General features: G+C 49.2%; 13 protein-coding genes. 3 read left to right on the plus strand and 10 right to left on the minus strand.

What is annotated here, in order from left to right; all coding sequences use genetic code 11:
* Nucleotides 1-6 precede the first annotated feature (6 nt).
* The 5 genes from rfbA to LX98_RS14325 form a co-directional block, all read right to left on the minus strand.
* Nucleotides 7-882, minus strand: coding sequence for a glucose-1-phosphate thymidylyltransferase RfbA (rfbA, locus tag LX98_RS14305; RefSeq protein ID WP_496429546.1), 876 nt, complete (start codon nucleotides 880-882; stop codon nucleotides 7-9).
* Nucleotides 883-954: 72 nt separating this feature from the next.
* On the minus strand, nucleotides 955-2,049 hold the full coding sequence (gene rfbB / locus LX98_RS14310; RefSeq protein WP_496429547.1) for a dTDP-glucose 4,6-dehydratase: 1,095 nt from the start codon (nucleotides 2,047-2,049) through the stop codon (nucleotides 955-957).
* 76 nt (nucleotides 2,050-2,125) lie between these two features.
* Nucleotides 2,126-3,955: a glutamine--fructose-6-phosphate transaminase (isomerizing) gene (gene glmS / locus LX98_RS14315; protein ID WP_496429548.1), complete on the minus strand. Its 1,830-nt coding sequence runs from the start codon at nucleotides 3,953-3,955 to the stop codon at nucleotides 2,126-2,128.
* A 134-nt stretch (nucleotides 3,956-4,089) separates the two neighbouring features.
* On the minus strand, nucleotides 4,090-5,601 hold the full coding sequence (gene glmU, locus LX98_RS14320) for a bifunctional UDP-N-acetylglucosamine diphosphorylase/glucosamine-1-phosphate N-acetyltransferase GlmU (RefSeq protein WP_496429549.1): 1,512 nt from the start codon (nucleotides 5,599-5,601) through the stop codon (nucleotides 4,090-4,092).
* Nucleotides 5,602-5,635: 34 nt separating this feature from the next.
* Nucleotides 5,636-6,313, minus strand: coding sequence for a DUF502 domain-containing protein (locus LX98_RS14325; RefSeq protein WP_496429550.1), 678 nt, complete (start codon nucleotides 6,311-6,313; stop codon nucleotides 5,636-5,638).
* Between the two features lie 166 nt (nucleotides 6,314-6,479).
* On the opposite strand from LX98_RS14325, the gene tmk reads away from it, so the two are divergent.
* The 3 genes from tmk (at nucleotide 6,480) to metG (ending at nucleotide 10,340) form a co-directional block, all read left to right on the plus strand.
* Nucleotides 6,480-7,277 carry a dTMP kinase gene (gene tmk / locus LX98_RS14330; RefSeq protein WP_496429551.1) on the plus strand — a complete coding sequence of 266 codons (798 nt, stop codon included), beginning with the start codon at nucleotides 6,480-6,482 and terminating at the stop codon, nucleotides 7,275-7,277.
* A complete protein-coding gene (gene holB, locus LX98_RS14335; RefSeq protein ID WP_496429552.1) occupies nucleotides 7,237-8,268 on the plus strand; it encodes a DNA polymerase III subunit delta' in 1,032 nt (343 codons plus the stop codon). Before tmk ends, holB begins: the two co-directional genes overlap by 41 nt.
* A gap of 86 nt (nucleotides 8,269-8,354) precedes the next feature.
* Nucleotides 8,355-10,340: a methionine--tRNA ligase gene (metG, locus tag LX98_RS14340; protein WP_496429553.1), complete on the plus strand. Its 1,986-nt coding sequence runs from the start codon at nucleotides 8,355-8,357 to the stop codon at nucleotides 10,338-10,340.
* Between the two features lie 211 nt (nucleotides 10,341-10,551).
* Here the strand turns inward: metG and LX98_RS14345 are convergent, their stop codons facing one another.
* The 5 genes from LX98_RS14345 to LX98_RS14365 form a co-directional block, all read right to left on the minus strand.
* The gene (locus LX98_RS14345) at nucleotides 10,552-11,952 is read right to left on the minus strand and encodes an undecaprenyl-phosphate glucose phosphotransferase (protein ID WP_496429554.1); all 1,401 of its coding nucleotides are present in this window, start codon (nucleotides 11,950-11,952) and stop codon (nucleotides 10,552-10,554) included.
* Entirely contained in the window at nucleotides 11,946-13,130 is a 1,185-nt protein-coding gene (locus LX98_RS14350) for a glycosyltransferase (protein ID WP_496429555.1), read from the minus strand. Before LX98_RS14350 ends, LX98_RS14345 begins: the two co-directional genes overlap by 7 nt.
* Nucleotides 13,131-13,138: 8 nt before the next feature.
* Nucleotides 13,139-14,221, minus strand: a complete 1,083-nt coding sequence (locus tag LX98_RS14355) for a glycosyltransferase (protein ID WP_496429556.1) — start codon at nucleotides 14,219-14,221, stop codon at nucleotides 13,139-13,141.
* 49 nt (nucleotides 14,222-14,270) lie between these two features.
* The gene (locus tag LX98_RS14360) at nucleotides 14,271-15,188 is read right to left on the minus strand and encodes a glycosyltransferase (RefSeq protein ID WP_496429557.1); all 918 of its coding nucleotides are present in this window, start codon (nucleotides 15,186-15,188) and stop codon (nucleotides 14,271-14,273) included.
* Between the two features lie 317 nt (nucleotides 15,189-15,505).
* The gene (locus LX98_RS14365) at nucleotides 15,506-16,717 is read right to left on the minus strand and encodes a hypothetical protein (protein ID WP_496429558.1); all 1,212 of its coding nucleotides are present in this window, start codon (nucleotides 16,715-16,717) and stop codon (nucleotides 15,506-15,508) included.
* Between the last annotated feature and the right edge of the window lie 185 nt (nucleotides 16,718-16,902).

Consider the following 16,902-nt stretch of genomic DNA (forward strand, 5'->3'; position numbering starts at 1 on the left):
ATCCGGTTACTCCTGCCGCTGATTGACCAAATGCAACAAGTATTGCCCGTACCCATTGTCTTTCATTTTCGTGGCTAAACGGAACACGTCACCTGGCTGAATGTACCCCATTTTGTATGCAATTTCTTCCGGACAGGAAACCATCAGACCCTGTCGTTCTTGTAATACTTGAATATAATGGGCCGCTTGCATGAGAGATTCGTGAGTACCCGTATCCAACCAGGCAATGCCACGCCCAAGCACCCGCACCTGTAGCGATCCGGCTTCTAAATAGGTTTTATTCACATCCGTGATTTCAAGTTCATTTCTCGCCGAAGGTTTGAGAGAATCGGCGATACTCACGACCCGATTGTCATAAAAATATAACCCGGTTACGGCATAGGGCGACTTGGGACGGGAGGGCTTTTCCTCCAGGCTGGTGGCTTGCCCGTGATCATTAAAGGTCACCACCCCGTATCGTTCGGGATCCCTTACCTGGTAGGCAAAGACTTGAGCCCCTGTTGACTGAGAGGCCGCTTCCTGAAGATAGCGAGACAGCCCATGCCCATAGAAAATATTATCCCCAAGAATGAGCGCCACCCGATCCTTTCCAATAAACTCACGCCCAATCACAAAGGCTTGCGCAATGCCTTCGGGCCGGGGTTGCACTTGGTAGCAGATCGTTAACCCGAGATGACTGCCATCACCTAACAACCGGACAAACCCCTCCTGCTCATGCGGAGTGGTGATCACCAAAATATCCCGGATTCCAGCCAGCATGAGAGTCGACAATGGATAATAGATCATCGGTTTATCAAAAACCGGCATGAGTTGTTTGCTGACCGCGTGGGTTAAGGGATAGAGTCGGGTTCCCGACCCACCCGCTAGGATGATTCCCTTCATCGTATCCCTTTGCATCCCAATGTCTTCATCATCCTCATGTTACCTTGCCAAAAGGAGAGAACGGTCCCGCCCCTATATCGATGGGACTGAGGCTAGCCCGAGTCGTTCCCGTTGATAGGAGTTGTTGGTCACGGCCTGACACCATTGACGATTGGCAGCGTACCATTCAACTGTCTGCTGCAACCCAGACTCGAAAGAGTGGCGTGGGCTCCACCCCAATTGCGAGTGCACTTTGGTGGTATCAATGCCATAACGAAAATCATGCCCGGGACGGTCAGCTACAAATACTTTCAGGTCTGCGTATCGCGTGATACCCCGTTGAGACAGAAAAGGATTGGAACCACCCGGGGCGACCTCTTCCAGGATCCGGCATAGGGCGTCCACGACATCAAGGTTCGATCGTTCCGATCGCCCGCCCAGGTTATATTTTTCTCCAGGCGTTCCTTCCTGTAGGACCAGGAGTAGGCCCTCACAATGGTCTTCCACAAACAACCAGTCCCGTATATTCTGCCCGTTCCCATAAATCGGAAGAGGCTTCCCTTCTAAGGCATTCAAGACCATGAGAGGAATAAGCTTTTCGGGAAATTGATAAGGCCCATAGTTATTGGAACAATTAGTCATCAGGATCGGAAGACCGTACGTGTGATGAAAAGCCCGCACCAAATGATCGGCGCTGGCTTTCGACGCCGCATAGGGTGAATTGGGGGCATAAGGGGTCTCTTCGGAGAACAATCCTGTCGGCCCCAACGTCCCATACACTTCATCAGTTGAAACATGCAGGAACCGAAAACGTTGGCGATGGTCAGCATGTCCTTGCTTCAGAAATCGCCGGACCACGTCTAATAAGACCAGGGTACCCGTGACATTCGTATGAATAAAGGGATAGGGGTCGTCAATGGACCGGTCCACATGTGATTCAGCGGCAAAATTCAGTAACCACCTGGGAGAAAATGAACCTATAATCCTGGTCATCTCACCCGCATCAGCAATATCTGCCTGGATAAACACTAGACGAGGATGGTCCCACAATCCATCAAGATTTTCTCGATGACCCGCATACGTCAATTTGTCCACGACGACAATTCGTGCCTCGGTCCTTTGAAGGGCCATCCGGACAAAATTGGCGCCAATAAAACCCGCGCCGCCGGTTACAATCATGGTCTCCATGATTCAATACTCTCCACGTGATAGAAGCCGTGAGAACCAAGCAGGAAAGACTCTGGTGGGAAATCGGAAGGACGCCTTACTCAACCGTCACACTCTTGGCAAGATTTCTCGGACGGTCAATATCTACCCCTCGCAACACCGCAATATGATAGGCCAGCAGTTGAAGGCCGACGGTAAACAGAATCGGGGTCAAGAGCGCATGGACAGCAGGAATTGCGAACACGTGATCAGCAACCTGATCCAAGGCATGATCCCCTTCGGTCACAAATGCAATCACGGGGGCACTCCTGGCGCGCACTTCCATCAAATTACTGACAGACTTTTCGTAGAGCCGATCTTTCGGCGATAGTACAACCACAGGCATGTCCTCATCAATCAATGCGATGGGACCATGCTTCATCTCCCCCGCCGCATATCCCTCGGCATGGATATAGGAGATTTCTTTGAGTTTCAAGGCACCTTCCAGGGCAATGGGATAGTTAATCCCCCGACCCAAGTACAAAAAATTTCGTTTTTGATAATACCGCTGGGCAATCGCTTGGATCGACGCTTCCTGCTTGAGAATATGCTCGACTTGGCCGGGAAGCTTGAGAAAATGATCCAACCACCATCGCCCTTCCTCCGGACTTAACGTGCGACGCACTCGTCCCACATGCAAGGCCAAGAGATATAGGGCAATCACCTGCCCGGTAAAGGCTTTCGTGGAAGCCACACTAATCTCAGGACCACATCTCGTATAAATCACTCCATCGGCTTCGCGAGCCAGTGTACTTCCCACCACATTCACAATCGCCAGGACACGGGCCCCTCGGTGCTTGGCTTCCCGCGCAGCGGCCAATGTGTCCGCCGTCTCGCCTGATTGTGAAATGGCAATAAACAAATCGTCCTTTTGAATCATAGGCTCCCGGTACCGGAACTCTGAACCAATATCCACCTGAACGGGGCGCCGAATCATTTCTTCAAATAGATATTTCCCGACGAGGCCCGAGTGCCAAGACGTCCCACACGCCACGATCCAGATTCGCCTGGCGTTGAGCAACTCCTCGTCAGTCATGGCCAAATCCGGAAGATCCGCTTCGCCCGTTTCATATTGAAACCGGCCCCGAAGCGTATCCATGATCACTTGTGGCTGTTCGTGGATTTCCTTCATCATGAAATCCGGATAGCCCCCCTTTTCAGCCGCCTCAGCATCCCAATCAATGGTAACAGGGTTGCAGCTTTTCGGTTGGCCACCCGAATCAAAAATGGTGATACCGGAATCTTCTAAAATGCCCACATCTCCGTCTTCGAGAAACACCACCTCCCGAATATGGGCTAGGAGAGGCGTGACATCAGAGGCCAAAAAGGCTCCTTTTCCATTCTGACCGATCACCAGGGGACATCCTGAACGACTGACGACGATGCGTCCCGGCTCAGCCAGCGACATCACGGCAATGGCATAGCTCCCATGGAGCTCATTGGCAATTAATCTGACTGCCTCTTGAAGCCCATGCCCTTTTATCGTGAGCGAGGATAAGAGGTGCGCAATCACCTCGGTGTCGGTTTCAGACTCAAACCGATAGCCTTCTAATTCCAGTCGATGGCGGAGATCAAGAAAATTTTCAATGATTCCGTTATGGACGAGAACAATCTCTCCCGAACGGTGAGGATGGGCATTTTGTTCAGATGGCCGACCATGCGTGGCCCAACGCGTATGACCGATTCCTATTGTTCCGGCAACGGCCCCGTTTTGCAAAAGGGCCTGAAGGTTGGTGAGCTTGCCCACCGTCCTTCGAATTTTCAACTCTCCATTATGTTGAATCGCAATCCCGGCGGAGTCGTACCCTCGATATTCCAGCCGTTGTAGCCCGGCCACCAAAATAGGGGTCGCTGATTCACCTCCAACATATCCGATGATTCCACACATACTTTAACGCTCCTTACACCGCATCATTTTTTCCAAATGGTATTGGAAAGATCGGGATGGTATCGATCAGCCTGGATGAAAATTCACATGAGCCAGGACAGATATCGCTCGACTTCGTTCATCAAAATTGGCCACTAGACAGGGCCTTTTTGTTCCTGAGGGTTCGGTCGGGGTGACGACTCTGCCGGGTCCCCATGCTCTTTGGCCTGAACATGGGCGTCTGAGGAAGAAGCCAGAATTTCTCGCCGTTTCGCCGCCGTACCTTCTTTATTGACTTGCGCGACTCGAGAAATGCCCAATGCATTGGGCGGAACATTTTTCGTGACGGTGGTCCCTGCCGCAATCAACGCCCCTTCCCCTATCGTTACCGGGGCAATTAATTGCACATCGCTCCCAATAAAGACATTGTCCTCAATCTGTGTCCGTGCCTTTCGAAATCCATCGTAGTTGCAGGTAATGGTCCCGGCGCCGATATTCACATTCCGGCCAATCGTGGTATCTCCGAGATAACTCAAATGATTGACCTTAGACCCTTCTCCCACTTCCGTCTGTTTCAATTCCACAAAATTACCAACCTTACCTTTTCGATGAATATGGCTCCCCGGACGCAAATGCGCAAAAGGCCCGATGACCGCTCCCTCTTCTATCCTGGCTTCCAGCAAGACGCACGAATCCTGAATGAGGACATTATTGCCGACCCGGCAATTGTTCAGCCTCGAATTGCCGTGAATAACGCAATTGGCTCCAATGACGGTCCGGCCTTCCAGAATGACTCCGGGATACAGCCTGGTATCCTTTCCGACCTCGACTCCATCGTCAATAATCACACGTTCCGGATCCAGCATGGTGACACCTGACAACATGAGACGCTGGCAGATTCGTCGTCGCATTTCTTTTTCGGCTATAGCCAGATGTTCTCTTGTGTTAATCCCAGTCGTCTCCAAATGGTCCTCGGTTATCCAAGCCACAACTTTCAGGCCTTGCTGGACAGCCACTTCAATAATATCGGTGATGTAATATTCCCCTTGGGCATTTTGCGGACGCAATTGGCTCAACGCCTTTCCAAGGAAGGTGCCATCCACGACATAGGTCCCAACATTAATTTCCGAAATACTTCGTTCTTCTGCTGAGCAATCTTGATCCTCGACAACACGACGGATCTCGCCTGATGGCCCGCGAACCACCCGCCCGTATCCACGTGATTCCGGAATGACCGTCGTTAAGATTGTCAGGCCGGCTTTTTCAGATTGATGATAATCAACCAGGGAAGTCAGAGTGGCCGGGGATAATAAGGGCGAATCGCCGTTGAGAATTAAGAATTGGTCCGCCTGCTTGGCGTCGTTCCTGGTACATACTGGATAGGCCTGTTGAACGGCATGCCCCGTCCCCAATTGTTTCTCCTGAACCACCACTTCAAACGGCTCAAAATTCGCCTTTTCTTGTTCGAGATACGCCTGGACCTGTTCCGATTCATGGCCAACCACAATGGCAACCGTCTGGGTGGCCACTTGCCTGGCTAAGTTCGCGGCATACCACAGCATGGGACGACCGGCCACACGATGCAAGACTTTGGGCAAGGCCGATTTCATCCGGGTTCCTTGGCCCGCAGCCAGAACCATAGCGGCCGTGCTTTTTTTACCACTCATTACGCCTGTCATATCCTTCGTTTAGGGTCTCTTCTCATGGGGTTTGGACTTTTGGTGAGTCCTTGAGAGTCATTCTATCCCGTTTTTGTGCAATTTCAATGCTAGAGGATTTATCTGGAGGAGAATAGAATCCGCCTGAAACAATAAGCTTCATGGCTTCCTCAACCCCCATATCTACAGGAATAATTTCACTCTCGGGAACCAGGAGAAAATAGCCAGATGTTGGATTCGGAGAGGTGGGGACAAACACATGGACCAGAGGCTCAGGAGCCAGATTCTGGATTTCCTTTCTGGTTTCCCCCGTAACAAAGGATAAACAATAGTTTCCCTCTTTGGGAAATTGAATCATAACCACTTTGTTATATTTTTCCCGTTGTTTGAATGATAAGATGTCCATCATCGACTTCAATGTGGCATAAATACCACGTACAATCGGGACGCGATCTAAAATTTCTTCCCACCGGACGACTAATCGTTTTCCCAAAAAATTTGTGGCAAAGACCCCGGCAGAAAAAATCAACAGCAATAATGCCAAAATACCCAGGCCGGGGAAATAATAATCCGGCAACACCAGGTCCGCTAATGCCGTGCCAAGGATACTATCCACGGTCACAAACAGCGTTTTTAAAATCAGGATCGTTCCCCAAATCGGGGTAATTACCAACAGGCCTGTCAAAAAATAACGTCTGAGAGAGGCGCGAAGGGTATTCATGAGAAAAATCCGCCTTATACCCGCCACACAGAGCAGGCACGGTCTATACGGGAGAGGTAGGAAGTCACCGTAATACTACCGCATCTTACAATCAGGATGGGACTCCTGCAAGACTTTTCTTGCGAATTTCAATGACTTAGACTAGGATCGATCAGGGTAAATTTCCATGAAACCGAGAAACCATGCAAAGGGAAAACAGGGCCTGTCTTCAGGATTATTCATCACCTTCGAAGGCACAGAAGGCTCTGGAAAGACCACACAATGCCACAGATTGGCACGAGCACTTCAAGCTCAGGGCTATCAGGTATTAGAAACCCGTGAGCCTGGAGGAACTCCATTGTCTGAGGCCATTCGTCGCCTACTGCTTTCCCACTCAAACACGAAATCCAACAAGGAAATCATTACTCCAGAATGCGAAACAGCTCTAATTTTTGCTGCCCGGTCCCAACATGTGGCTCATGTGATTCGGCCAGCCCTGTTAAAAGGCATGATTGTGCTGTGTGACCGGTTTTTTGATTCAACTCTGGCCTACCAGGGATACGGACGACACCGTGATATCACCTTTCTCAAGGATTCCCATCAATTCGCCACGGCAGGACTGACTCCACACCTCACGTTTTTACTCGATCTCCCGACCCAAGAAGGGTTGGCGAGGCGACAACAGGCCCGACACCAAAATCGGCTTGACCAGGAATCCTTGGATTTCCATCAACGAGTACGTCGAGGCTTCATCGCCCTCGCTAAACAGCACCCCCAACGCATTCAAACATTGGATGCCAGGCAATCCCCCGAAATCCTGAACACTCTCATTACATCCATGATGGCAGACCTCATTCAGTCGTTGCCATCGACATGCCTGGCTCACGTCACTCCTCAACCCAGACGCATCATCAAGCGAGTCCAGACGAAAGGGACCCCTCAGCATGGCGTTTCGAGATCTCGTCGGGCATCAACGCCCAATTAAATGGCTCCAAACAGCGGTCTCCACCAATCATCTGGGTCATGCCTATCTCTTTCACGGAGAACCGACCATTGGGAAACGCCTCACCGCTATCGCGCTTGCCCAATATCTCCATTGCGAGGTCCCACAAATCGCACCAACACCCGATGCCTGCGGTCACTGCCGATCATGTAATCAAATCGCCCAGGCCACCCATCCCGACTTTTTGTTGGTTCAACCTGAAGATACGCAAAAGCAAAATCCCAAAATTACCATTGATCAAATTCGGGACATCGAACATCTGGTCATTTATCGTCCTCTCCTGGGGTCACATAAGATTTGCCTCATTGATCCGGCCGACTCAATGACTACCGAAGCAGCCAACGCCTTGCTCAAGACATTGGAGGATCCGCCAGATCATTGCCTCTTTCTCCTGATCACCAGCCGCCCGGAGCACCTTTTGGCAACGATTCGGTCTCGATGCATTACGTTGCGATTTGCCCCGCTGCCCTCTGCCTGCATTTATGAATTCCTGAAGGAACGGACGGACAGGGAAGACCAGGATAACCGGTTAATTGCAGCATTTGCCGAAGGCCGGTTGGGTTCAGCTTTAGCCTGTGATCCCGCAGAGTTAAAGGTGAAAATCCGTCAATACTGGGCATTGTTATTTGGGGAACATACTGCGTCGGCTTCACGGGTGATGGATATGAGTGAAGGGCTGGTCAAATCGAACCAAGTACAGGAAGCGATTCATTGGTTTTGGGCAGGGCTCAGGGACTTGCTGTTGCTGACCCTGGATCAGTCCTTGTCTCCCACCTTGTACCAGGATCAAGAAGCGGCGCTTCGCGAGTTGTCTCTACAGATCACCCCTTCTTCACTTCTGGACTTAATTCATGAACTCAACCAACTCGAACGAGGGCAACAACGAAATCTTAATGTGCAAATCGGATTGGAACAATTTTTCTTTCATCTCCACGACCAATTGGAATTCTCGCATTCACCAGGGCTCGCTTAACTATCAATTATCTGCTTACCCCGGTTCTGCGACCATTCGAGTCGTGTGGCACATGTGGGTTCGGAGCTAACAGAGGATGTATTGTCATGTCCAACACGTTTTACGTCACCACCCCTATCTATTATGTCAACGATGTGCCTCACATTGGCCACGCCTACACCACCATCGCGGCCGATGTTCTAGCCCGGTTTTATCGGCTAACAGGCCATGAGGTTTTTTTCCTCACCGGATTAGACGAACATGGGCAAAAAGTCCAACAGGCTGCGGCCAAGGCCGGGATCGATCCCCAGGCACATTGTGACCTCCTCACGCCGAAGTTCAAAAATCTCTGGTCGCAATTGCATATCTCCAACAATGGGTTTATTCGCACCACCGATCTTCAACATCAGGCAATCGTCCAACGCTACCTTCAAGCCCTTTATGACAAAGACTTGATTTACCAGGCCGAATACACCGGCTGGTATTGCACCTTTGACGAGCGATTTTGGACCGAAAAGGATGTGGAGAACGGTCTGTGCCCGGATTGCCGGCGACCAGTAGAACAGGTCAGTGAACGAAATTATTTTTATCGCATGAGTCGCTTTCAAAACCGGTTGAAGGAGCATATCCAGACAAATCCCGACTTCATTCAGCCGGACACCCGTCGCAATGAAGTCCTAGGGTTTCTGCAAAAGCCCCTGGAAGATCTGTCAATTTCCCGACCCAAGTCACGGTTATCGTGGGGCATCGAATTGCCATTTGATCGGGATTGCGTGGCCTATGTATGGTTCGACGCCTTAGTGAATTACTTGTCAGCCCTGGAGTACGTCGCTCCAGCTCCCAGCACCTTAAAATTCTGGCCCGCCTCGCTCCATCTGGTCGGGAAAGATATTTTGACCACCCATGCCGTCTACTGGTCGACCATGTTAATGGGCTTGGACCTGCCGCTTCCCCAATCCATCTTTGCGCATGGATGGTGGACGGTAAATGGGGAAAAGATGTCAAAAAGTCGAGGGAATGTTGTCGATCCCTATGCCGTGGTCAAAGAATTCGGCGTTGATGCCTTTCGCTATTTTCTGTTGAAGGAAGTCCCATTCGGCCAGGATGGAGATTTCTCCATCACGGCATTCAGCAGCCGGTATAACGCTGAATTGGCCAACGATCTTGGCAATCTGCTGTCCCGAACTCTTACCATGTTGGCAAATTTCTCCAACAATACCGTTCCTCAACCCGACGCCAAACACGAAACCGATCAGGATCGTCAACTCCAGCATGCGGCTTCATCCCTTTTCCCCTCCATTGACACGCACCTTCGCCACTTGGAATTTAATCGCGCACTGGAAACCATGTGGGGTTTGGTTCAGTCAGCTAATCAATATATTGATAAGACCGCTCCGTGGAAGTTGGCCAAAGATCCTGACCATACCCCTCGCCTTTACACGGTCCTGTTTCATCTCACGGAGGTTTTGCGATTTCTCACGGTGGCCGTATACCCGTTTATGCCGCAGATCGCCGAAACGATGAAGACCCGACTGGGATTATCGATGGATTTTTCCACACCCATGTTGCAAGAATTCCCTCGTTGGGGAGCATACCTCTATACAGGGCAAACCAGTAAAGGCGCTTCGCTATTTCCCAAAAAAGATTCCCGTCCATCGGACTCCCAACAGAGTCCCGAACATACACCACCGATTCACCCAAACAGGACATCCATGGAAACACCTCAGCCCGCTTCATCCACCCAACCGCAATCTCCACCCAGCGAGGTGATACAAATCGGCATTGCCGATTTTCAAAAAGTCCAATTGAAGGTGGCTAAAGTCTTAACGGCAGAACGTGTTCCAAAGTCTGAAAAACTGCTCAAGCTCCAGGTGGATATCGGAACTGAACAGCGTCAGATCGTGGCTGGAATCGGGAAAAAGTATGCCCCCGAAGCATTGGTGGGTCGGACCATTGTCGTCGTGGCGAATCTCAAGCCGGCAAAACTGATGGGGATTGAATCCCAAGGCATGGTATTAGCCGCAGGAGATCAAGAGGTCCTTGAACTTCTAAACATGTCCCAGGAGATCCCTGCGGGGACAAGGATTAAATGATGCCCTCTATGTTTCTTTTACTTAAAGTCGTGATGGACATTTCTCATCTCTCCTCAATCATTCTTGAAAAGACTCGCTGACGCCCTTTCGCGCAATGAAGAAAATACTTGATCAGGAAAATGTCAGGGATAATCACGAGGAGGGAAATTCAACCCCATTGGAAGGGACTAACACGGAAGAACTGCCCCACTGCGGCACAAAGAGTGAAAAGCTAATACGCCTCCCGATGGATCAATCCCTTCCAAAGAGTCATAATCATAATCTTCACATCCAGCCATAAGGACCAATGCTCAATATAATACATGTCGTAGGCTAAACGTTTTTCCCAAGAGGTATTTCCGCGCAATCCATTAATTTGTGCCCAACCCGTAATTCCGGCTTTCATGGTGTGACGCAGGTTATATTGTGGAATCTGGGCCCGGAATTTTTCAATAAACTCCGGTCGCTCGGGACGCGGCCCCACAATACTCATCTCTCCCTTTAAGACATTCCAGAATTGCGGCAATTCATCCAAACTGGTTCGCCGCAGAAACGTCCCGATGGCCGTCCTGCGTGGGTCGTGGGCTTTTGCCCAGACGGGACCTGTCTTTTCTTCGGCATCCATACGCATGGTCCGGATTTTGACAATATTGAACGCTTTGCCATCGAGGCCAACACGCGTCTGCCTGTAGAAGACAGGACCTGGAGAGGTGAGCTTGATAAGTACCGCAATCATCAATGCGATTGGCGAGGCCACCACCAGGGCCACGGCGGCACCACAGACATCAACCATTCGCTTCAAAAACAAATTCCACCCGTAAAGAGGAGATCCCTGGAGAGTAATAATAGGAAGGCCCTCAAACATTTCGGCCTCCGCCCGTAACGTCACGAACTCATAAATGGATGGAATGATCTTCACGCCTGCTGTGGTGGCAGACAGGATTTTCATCAGTCCCTCAGCTTCACATTCCACTTCCGGAGGCAAACACAAAAATACGATATCCACATGGCTGGTTAACACTTCTGCCGCCTGGTCAAACGTTCCGATAACGGGAATTCCGTCCAACATTTGCCCAACCTTTTCGGCATTCCGTGTCAAATACCCGCGAACCTGGAGGCCAAGTTCGGGATGCATTTTGAGCGTATCGCCAACGCGCTGCCCAAGTTTTCCGGCACCGATAATAACTACCTGGCGTTGGTTGTATCCCATTCGCCGGAAAACCCTGAGAATTTCCCGAAAGACCATACGGGAAAAGCCCAGCACCACCAGATTCAGTAACCAAAAATACAGAATCACCAAACGGGAAAATTCAAACGGCTTCGAGAAAAAGGTCAATGCGACCAGGATCAGAATACTCAGCGTATTGGCTTTGGCAATGTCCACAAATTCCGCCAGATGAGAGCCCATTCTACGAGGCCGATACAGATTAAATGAATAGAAACAAATTCCCCATACGGCGACAATTGGGAAAAGAAGCCAGAGATACGGGTCAATAGGAGGAATACCTTTGGTGATGGGAAACAGGGGCACTGAGAAGCGAATGAAATAAGCGCTCACCCAACACACGCATATCACAACCAGGTCGGAAAGGAAGAGCAGATTTTTTAAGAATTCACTGTGGCGTTTCAACATGGTGGGGTACGACGGAATTCGCGATAACGAGACATGATCACTTGCTGAATCCGCTGCTTAAAATGAGAACGATCGAACGGTTCAACATGGACCCGAATTGCATCAGGATTAAATTCTGTGAGGTTCTGCGTGAATAATTGAATGGCTTCAACTATGGCTTGGACCGACTGTTCATAGTGAAAGACCCCCGTTGGAACAGACGAGGATCCCCTTCCGTGGACCCCGCGTTCTAAATGATTTTCACCTTGCTTAGGCAAAAAATTAAGAGGGACGATGGTTTCAAGGGCCCCACCCTTTCCATAGGCAATTACCGGTTTCCCGGAGGCCATGGCCTCTAAAGGCACAATACCAAAATCCTCTTCACCGGGGAAGAGAACGGCCAGACAGCGGCTGTAAAAGTCGCGGACACGATGGTCTGGCTGCCAGCCAAGAAATTCGATACTTGGACCGGCCATTCGCCTCAAGCGTTTCTCATCTTGTCCCTGCCCAATAATTTTCAATGGAAGCCCTAGCTCATTGGCCGCAGCAATGGCCAGCTCGACTTTTTTGTAGGGCGCAAAGGCCGTGACCATCAAGTAAAACCCTTCATGGTGATGCGACACGTGAAAGGTCTGCCAATCAACAGGAGGGTAGACCACACAAGCCGCCCTTCCATACTGGCGTGCAATTCGTCCTGCTACGTTTTGCGAATTGGCAATAAAACAACTCACATCGGCATTCGATTCCACATCCCACCGCTGAAGTCGCGTTCGAAAAAGGCCCATGCCCAGCTTGCCAAAATCCCAAATTCCTGTGTTACCAAAATAGGTATCAAATCCATCCCAGATATACCGCATGGGGGTATGAACGTAGGAAATATGACAGGTCTCGCGAGGCACTCGAATGCCCTTGGCCACGCAATGGCTCGAACTGACCACTAAATCATACTGATGGAATTCCAATCGCTGGATGGCTGAAGGAAAGAAAGGGAGCAAATACCGATATCGACTCTTTGCAAATGGGACTCGATTAAGAAAGCTGGGAATAATGGGATGCCGCTCAATCGTCTGCGACACACTGCCTTTCACATGGAACAGTGTATAAATTGGCGCATCAGGGAACAATTCACACAACGCTTCAAGACACCGCTCACCCCCTCGCATACCAGTCAGCCAATCATGAACCAGCGCAACTTTCACTTGGGCCTTCAATGACCTGCATGTGAGGCAGACAGGTCCTGATATATTTCCAGAATCGAATCCATCATGGTTTCGATGGAGAATTTTTCTTGTATAGTCTCCTGTCCCTTTTTGATGAGGGAGATCCTGAGATCCTCATTGTTTGTGATTATTTTGACCTTTTCGGCAAGGTCTTCTCCGCTTCTTTTTTCTACCAACATTCCGTTTACCTCGTCATGAATGATTTCTTCCAATCCACTCACATTCATGCTCACAACCGGAACTCCCATGCCCATAGATTCTAAGACCAAAACCGGCAGACCTTCCCACCTGGAGGTTAAAACGACCACGCTGAACGTAGCAAGAATTTCCAGAGCCTCTCCATGAGACAATTCCCCCATCATGTGAACCCGTCCACCTAGCCCCCGCCTGGCTATTTCCTGTTTGATCATCGAAGCCAAAGCCCCATCACCAACAATTGTGGCCGAATATTCCGGCAAGAACTCCATCATCTCCAAAAAAAGGAGAGGATCCTTCTGATGTTCCAATCGTCCGATAAATCCAATATGCAGGAGCGCCTGAGGCGAAGGCGGTGGAAGATTTTCCAAAGAAAGTCCGGGATAGATGACTGACCTTTTATCACAAGCTGATAATACCTGAAAATTTTCTGCAAGAACCACATCATATTTCGACACAAAAATTGAATGACACGCACGTCTCAAATTCCAACGTTCCGCCATTAACGCCATCCAGCGAATTCCCGGTGACTTTTCAATAAAATGAAATCCATGGACGGTATAGACCATCGGGACCTTCAAAAGGGATACCGTAAAGAAAAACCCCGCACGCCCACCATGAACGTGAACCAGATCAGGTTGAAGGGCCATAACCAACGCTCGAAGTTGAAAAGGGATGGCAGGATTGAGCCGACTCATGAAAAACCGAAGCCCCTGACAGGGAATTCCAAGAGCACCGGCTTCCTTCAGTAAATATGATTGTTCTTCGGTAATGAGGTAAAAAGAAACGGCATGCCGTAAGCCTTTGAGAATCTGTAGAACATGCGTTGTTCCTCCACCTGGTTTCCCATCGGCAACAATTTGGAGGACCCGCATTACGTGCCAAATTTCCCAAGTAAAATTTCTGTGATTCTTAGAATAGACACTATAGCAGAGCACGACCTATTCGGTCGGTTCCAAGGCCACGGTACATACCTAATCGAGCATAGATACTCTGCAAAACCCATAAGGCCCATGCGACCGGACGACCAAAATGTTTCCGGAAAAAGTAATATTGATTAACATAATAAATTTCCTTTTGTTTAGAAAGATCTCCCCCAAAGGAAGCTCCAGACTGATGCTCTATGACCGCTTCAGGAACGTGCCACACCTCCCAACCACCCTGCATGGCCCTGAGGCACAGATCAACGTCTTCATAATACAAAAAAAACTTTTCATCGAAACCGCCAATTTCAGTCCAGATTGAACGCCGGCAACAAAGAAAAGCACCGGACACCCACGCCACCGGCTCCGCTTCATGAGGGATGCAAAATTTTGTCGAACACCGGCCTATCCCCCGACGAAAGAGCCCTCGAGGCCCCACACGCTTAGCCACCCAGGCCAACGGTTTATCCAGCACAAGGCCGGCCAAAGAAGGTGTATCCCCCATTGATTGCAAAGGCCGGCCGGATGGATCAACAAGACGGCCCCCGACAATACCTACTCGAGGATGCTTCTCATAAAATTGGATAAGGGTTCGAATGGCCTTTTCCGTCGCGATGGTGTCCGGGTTCAAAAATAGGGCAAAGGATCCGCTCGAAGCCGCCAACCCGATATTACAGGCACGCCCAAAACCAATATTATCTTGAAGGGCAATAAGGGTAACCTGCGGAAATTCTTTCTGCAATTTAGCTGCAGTTCCATCCTTCGAATCATTATCCACAACCACCAGCTCAATATCAGAAATGTTCAGTAAGGGACTTAAACAGGTACCAATGCAGGAGCTGGAATTATAGGTCACAATGATGATGGAGCATAGCTTCGGCGTATTCAGCATACTTTCCTTTGATCCAGAATTTGTCATGGCATCCTACTACGTCACAACCAACGCTTATTTTCCAGAAAGCTTCCTGACAACCATCCCACCCAGTTGGTGTATTCTCTAGCCTGAGGACATTAATAACACTTTTTGTTTCTGCGGGTTGATTCCCTTCTCATCTTGCCCATCCTGCGCAGATAAGACCGTGAAGCCAGGGAGCCATAGATGGATTGCCCTTCGGCATTTCCTCCATAAAGGAGGAGAAACGGTATGCCATAGGTTTTGTCATTCTCGGTTACCCCGATTATTGTTCGGAAGATTGCGGAACCAAGGTATCACCAAAGCCTCAAAGGGGAAAAAAATTATCGATTGAATAGGGAACGCTCTATCAAAATCTGACTCAATTTTTCCATAGCTAATTCATTTCCAAAATCATTTAAATGCCTATCGCTTGGTGAAACCACTATTTCGTTCCCACCTGGCAAATCAAAGATCACAAGGTCATCAGAAGGAATCACCCTTTTCAACCCGCCTTTATAGTCGAAGGATACTCTAAAAAGATTTCCTTGAGAATCCAACACACATTTCACCATTTGCATGGCGCGCTTTTCAAAATCTTCTCGAACAGGATAGAAAACAAGGAATTTTGAATGTTGCTTTTCGACTTCCTCTTTTACATGCCACAATAAACTTTTTGTAATCGCAATTAGATATTCATCTCGCCTGGATGGATCTAACATATAGGCAGAAAATAGACTCCTGCTGTTCAGGACATCCTGCCCAGACCTTACGGTGTAACCCATATTATCGTTGAGTTCAAATATTGTGTTAAAAAACTCTACTTGATTGATAACTGTCAGTCCCTCACAGGCATGTTTATTTCCGGTTTTATGGGTTTTATGGGACGATGGCATTTCTTGAAGCCAACGACGAAGAATGCGTTGCTCTAATGTTTCATTTTGTAAATTTGCGATCACCGTCTCTATTAATTGGGCAATGGCACTATGATGCAAATAGGATCCAGATGGGAAATAAGGGCCATACAGCTTCTGATCGACCAGTCTAAAGGTCGGCTTTAAGTGTCCTGCCTGCTGGGTCGCACTTCTATCAGGAAAGGCATTTTCCCAAAAATCATTTCCCGGGGTTGCCCACAACAAAACTAAGTCTGCCCTATACAGCTTGAAATATTCTTGTATGGCGAGTAGCTGTTGATCCTGCCCCCACCCCGAAGAGGCAAGGGAAAACACTTTGACTGGTTTATGCAACTGACTAGTTAGAAATTCCTGAAGAAATTGTTCAGGCATATGTTCCGGCCGGCCGGCATACGCTTCGACCTGGCTGTCGCCCACAAGCAACACCACATAGTCCTCGGTCTGATAGTGAATGCTTTGTCCTCGATATCCAAATTGATTGGTTGTTAACGCATTATATTTAGAGAATTTTCTACCCGCAGAATTTGCCCACCCCCATCCTGAGTTCAGGGTAGATGGAATTCCAATACCACGCAGTAAGGCCTCCATTATAAAAATCGCAATAATTGTCGATCCAACAACAAGGGCCAACTTCTGTTTCATTTGCTTCAAGGCTTCCACTGCAAGCTCGCCCCCAAGGAGACGGGAACTAGCGTTAATTTCGAATGATCATTTTCAATTTAATGCCCATCAATAGGATACTTTAGGAAATATGTTGGCGAGACCAGCTCAATCCCCGGACCATGATTAATGAACACCCATCGCAGCGGAAACAAGCGTTTGGTTTC

It is taken from the genome of Nitrospira marina (assembly GCF_059568365.1).

Excerpts from the sequence above, each read along its gene's own strand:
- rfbA (WP_496429546.1), bottom strand. The coding sequence starts at position 882 with ATGAAGGGAATCATCCTAGCGGGTGGGTCGGGAACCCGACTCTATCCC.
- rfbB (WP_496429547.1), bottom strand. The coding sequence starts at position 2,049 with ATGGAGACCATGATTGTAACCGGCGGCGCGGGTTTTATTGGCGCCAAT.
- glmS (WP_496429548.1), bottom strand. The coding sequence starts at position 3,955 with ATGTGTGGAATCATCGGATATGTTGGAGGTGAATCAGCGACCCCTATT.
- glmU (WP_496429549.1), bottom strand. The coding sequence starts at position 5,601 with ATGAGTGGTAAAAAAAGCACGGCCGCTATGGTTCTGGCTGCGGGCCAA.
- LX98_RS14325 (WP_496429550.1), bottom strand. The coding sequence starts at position 6,313 with ATGAATACCCTTCGCGCCTCTCTCAGACGTTATTTTTTGACAGGCCTG.
- tmk (WP_496429551.1), top strand. The coding sequence starts at position 6,480 with ATGAAACCGAGAAACCATGCAAAGGGAAAACAGGGCCTGTCTTCAGGA.
- holB (WP_496429552.1), top strand. The coding sequence starts at position 7,237 with ATGGCGTTTCGAGATCTCGTCGGGCATCAACGCCCAATTAAATGGCTC.
- metG (WP_496429553.1), top strand. The coding sequence starts at position 8,355 with ATGTCCAACACGTTTTACGTCACCACCCCTATCTATTATGTCAACGAT.
- LX98_RS14345 (WP_496429554.1), bottom strand. The coding sequence starts at position 11,952 with ATGTTGAAACGCCACAGTGAATTCTTAAAAAATCTGCTCTTCCTTTCC.
- LX98_RS14355 (WP_496429556.1), bottom strand. The coding sequence starts at position 14,221 with ATGCGGGTCCTCCAAATTGTTGCCGATGGGAAACCAGGTGGAGGAACA.
- LX98_RS14360 (WP_496429557.1), bottom strand. The coding sequence starts at position 15,188 with ATGACAAATTCTGGATCAAAGGAAAGTATGCTGAATACGCCGAAGCTA.
- LX98_RS14365 (WP_496429558.1), bottom strand. The coding sequence starts at position 16,717 with ATGAAACAGAAGTTGGCCCTTGTTGTTGGATCGACAATTATTGCGATT.